The sequence below is a fragment of the Brevundimonas sp. genome (genome assembly GCF_032017145.1).
In the GTDB taxonomy this organism is placed as follows: domain Bacteria; phylum Pseudomonadota; class Alphaproteobacteria; order Caulobacterales; family Caulobacteraceae; genus Brevundimonas.
In genome coordinates this window covers 1-3,117 of sequence record NZ_DALZQC010000183.1, presented here as the reverse complement: position 1 = coordinate 3,117, position 3,117 = coordinate 1, and the positions used below count along the sequence as shown (strand labels likewise).

The window sequence follows — 3,117 nt, the reverse complement described above, 5'->3', positions numbered from 1 at the left end:
CCGGCGGCGGGGCGGGCGCGGGCGACGGCGTGGGTCGGGGCGGAAGGCGAAAGCGTTGCGGCGGTTGACAGCGTCATGCCCGAGCGGATAGCCGATATACTATAACGTTTCAAACGGAGCCTGACTTGTCCCTGCTTTCGAGCTGCGCCGGCGCCTGCCTGCTGGCCGCCGCCCAACCGCCTGTCGCCCCTGCGCCGGAGGCGGCGGTCGAACCGGCCGCCTTGGGCGAAATCGTCGTCCTGGGCCGCCGCACGGCGCCGCGCGACCGCACCCTGGGCGCCGGGCGCGACACCGAGACCATGTCCCCGTCCAGCCGCTCGATCGAGAACGACCTGATCCGGGCGGTCGGGGCCACGCGCCTGGCCGACGCGCTGGAGCTGGTCAGCGGCGTCAGCCAGCAGAACAATCGCGGCGGGGTGATGGACAACTTCGCCATCCGCGGCTTTCTCGGCACGCCCGACGGCGGGGCGGAATACTACGTCGACGGCTTCCTGGCCAATCGCGGCATGGCCCCGCCCCGCGACCCGGCCACGGCCGAACGGATCGAGGTGCTGAAGGGCCCGTCCGGCGCCCTGTTCGGCGACATCGATCCGGCCGGACGGGTCAATCTGGCGTCCAAGACGCCCAAGTTCACGACCGCCGCCGTCTTCACCGGAACCGTCGGCTCCTTCGGCCTGAGACGCGGCGAACTGGACCTGACCGGCCCGATCACCGAGGAACTGGCCGGGCGGCTGATCCTGGCGGGCGAGACCAGCACGGGCTGGCGTGACGATGTCGGGCTGGACCGGACCGTGGTCGCGCCGTCCCTGACCTGGCGGCCTAGCGCCGACCTGCGCCTGACCTATGTGGGCGAGTTCACCACCTTCACCACCCTGTTCGACCGGGGGATGCCGGCGATCGGCGGCGACGCCCTGGCCCTGCCGGAATCCAACTACTACGGCGAGCCGGGCGACGGTCCGACCCGGTTCCGCAACGAGCGGCATCAGGTGACGGGCGAATACGCCCTGAACGGCGCCTGGAGCCTGAACGGCGGGATCGCCTGGCGCGGCGGATCGCTGCGCGGCCTGTCCAGCGATCAGTCGCGCCTGGTCGGCGACCAGCTGTGGCGCCAGCGTCGGGGCCGCGACTTCTCCGTCGAGGACCTGTCGGCGCGGCTGGAGCTGCGGGGCGCGGTCGAGACCGGCCTGGGCGTCCACAACCTGGCCTTCGGGCTCAAGGGCTACAAGCTGACCTATGGCGAGAAGTGGCTGCGGATCAATCCGACGGCGGCCAACCCCTATCCGATCAACGTCTTCAACCCCGTCTATGGCGCAGTTCCTGCGCCCACGCCCCTGCCCTTCACCGACAATCTGGAGACGCGCGAGGTCGTGACCCTGTACGCCCAGGACCTGTGGGAGGTGAACGACCGTCTGAGCCTGTCGGCCGGCCTGCGGCTGGACGACTACAGCCAGAGCATTCGCAACAACCGCACCGGCGCCGTGGGCGAGGCGGCGGACACGCCGTTCGATTACCGCTTCGCCGCCCGATACCGCCTGACCGACAACCTCACCGCCCACGCCAGCTATGGCCGGTCGTTCGTGCTGAACTCGGGCACGGGGCGCGACGGGGCGGGCTTCGCACCCGAAAAGGGCCAGGGCTATGAGATCGGCCTCGCCGGCGCCTGGGAGGGACTGGACCTGGCCGCGACGGTGTTCGACATCGAAAAGTCCGACATCCTGACCACCGACCCGGTCGATTCCAACTACCTGGCCCCGGTCGGCAAGCTGACCACGCGCGGGATCGAGCTGGACGGGTCGCTGAGGATCGACGACGCCTGGCAGGTGGTGGCCAACTACAGCTGGACCGACGCCAAGGCCGACGACAGCCGGTTCGCCAGCGACGCCGTGCTGAACGTGCCCGAACATTCCGGCTCGCTGTTCGCCATCGGCCGGTTCCCCACCGCCCACGGCACGGACTGGTCGGTGATGGCGGGCGCGGCCTATGTGGGCGACCGCGCCGGCGCCCTGACCGCCGATCCGGTCAGACTGCCCGCCTATTGGAAGGCCAAGGCGGCGCTGGACTATGGGCTGACGCGCCAGGTCACCGCGCGGGTCGAGGTCGACAACCTGTTCGACGAACGCTACGCCGCCAGCTCCTACAGCGCCCTGTGGATCTTCCCCGGCGCCCCGCGCAGCGTCCGCGCCTCGCTGAGGATCGCGCTGTAGCCGTCACCCCGCCGCCAGCGCCGCCTCCCTGATCCGCCCCACCATGCTGTTCAGGCCGTTGGCGCGCTGGCGGGTCAGGGCCGAGGGCAGGCCCAGGCGGTCCAGGGCGGCCCTGGCGTCGAAGGCCAGGATTTCGGACGGCGTGCGCCCGGAATACAGTTTCAGCAACAGGGCGATATTGCCCTTGGACAGGGCGCTGTCGCTGTCGGCGGCGAACCACAGGCGACCGTCCGCCGCGCTTACGGCCAGCCACACCTGGGCCGCGCAGCCCGGCACCTTGTTGGCCTCGATCCGGTCGGCCTCGTCCAGCGGGGCCAGCCCCTTGCCCAGTTCGATCACATATTCGATCCGCTGCTCCCAATCGCCCAGCAGGTCGAAATCCTCGGCCAGTTCGGCCAGGGTCTCATCAAGGCTTTCGGTCGGGGGCGTGCGGTCGTTTGCGGTCATGGGCGCTGGATAGGCCGCCGGGCCGTTAACGACAACCGGCCGTTTTGTCCCCCGATATTCATGGTGAACGCCGCCATGGGGTTCGCCTGAGGGGGGAGCGGCCTCGCGCCGACTCAAGGCGGGGACTAATCTGGGACCAGACAGAACACCGGCCCGATTGATTGACACCGCTCCCTCGCCACCGCTTCCAGGACGACCCGCCCTCGCCGCCGCATGACGCCCGGACGGGCGCGCCGCTGGTGGCGCTGTGGCACGCCGTCTGGGCGGTGGCGGTCAGCCTGACGGCCCTGTCGGCCCAGATGGCGGGCAGTCTGCATAATGGACCGCTGGCGGCGCTGCTGATCATGGCCCTGCCCGGGGTGCTGGGGGTGGCGCTGATGGTGCGCGACACCCTGGCGCTGCGGCTGACGATCATGGTCGCCTGGCTGGTCGCGGCGACGGCGGCGGCGGGCCTGACCGGGGGCGT

The 3,117-nt window shown here is 70.5% G+C and carries 2 protein-coding genes and 1 pseudogene; 2 read left to right on the top strand and 1 reads right to left on the bottom strand.

Annotated features, from left to right (window positions below; translation table 11 throughout):
* The first annotated feature begins 125 nt into the window (after positions 1-125).
* Positions 126-2,204: a TonB-dependent siderophore receptor gene (locus RTU05_RS17555; protein ID WP_312599587.1), complete on the top strand. Its 2,079-nt coding sequence runs from the start codon at positions 126-128 to the stop codon at positions 2,202-2,204.
* 3 nt (positions 2,205-2,207) lie between these two features.
* Here the strand turns inward: RTU05_RS17555 and RTU05_RS17550 are convergent, their stop codons facing one another.
* The gene (locus RTU05_RS17550) at positions 2,208-2,651 is read right to left on the bottom strand and encodes a SufE family protein (RefSeq protein ID WP_312599586.1); all 444 of its coding nucleotides are present in this window, start codon (positions 2,649-2,651) and stop codon (positions 2,208-2,210) included.
* Positions 2,652-2,812: 161 nt separating this feature from the next.
* On the opposite strand from RTU05_RS17550, the pseudogene RTU05_RS17545 reads away from it, so the two are divergent.
* Positions 2,813-3,117: pseudogene (locus RTU05_RS17545) on the top strand (hypothetical protein); the annotation flags it as partial.

Coding starts and splice junctions, on each gene's coding strand:
- RTU05_RS17550 (WP_312599586.1), bottom strand. CDS start 2,651: ATGACCGCAAACGACCGCACGCCCCCGACCGAAAGCCTTGATGAGACC.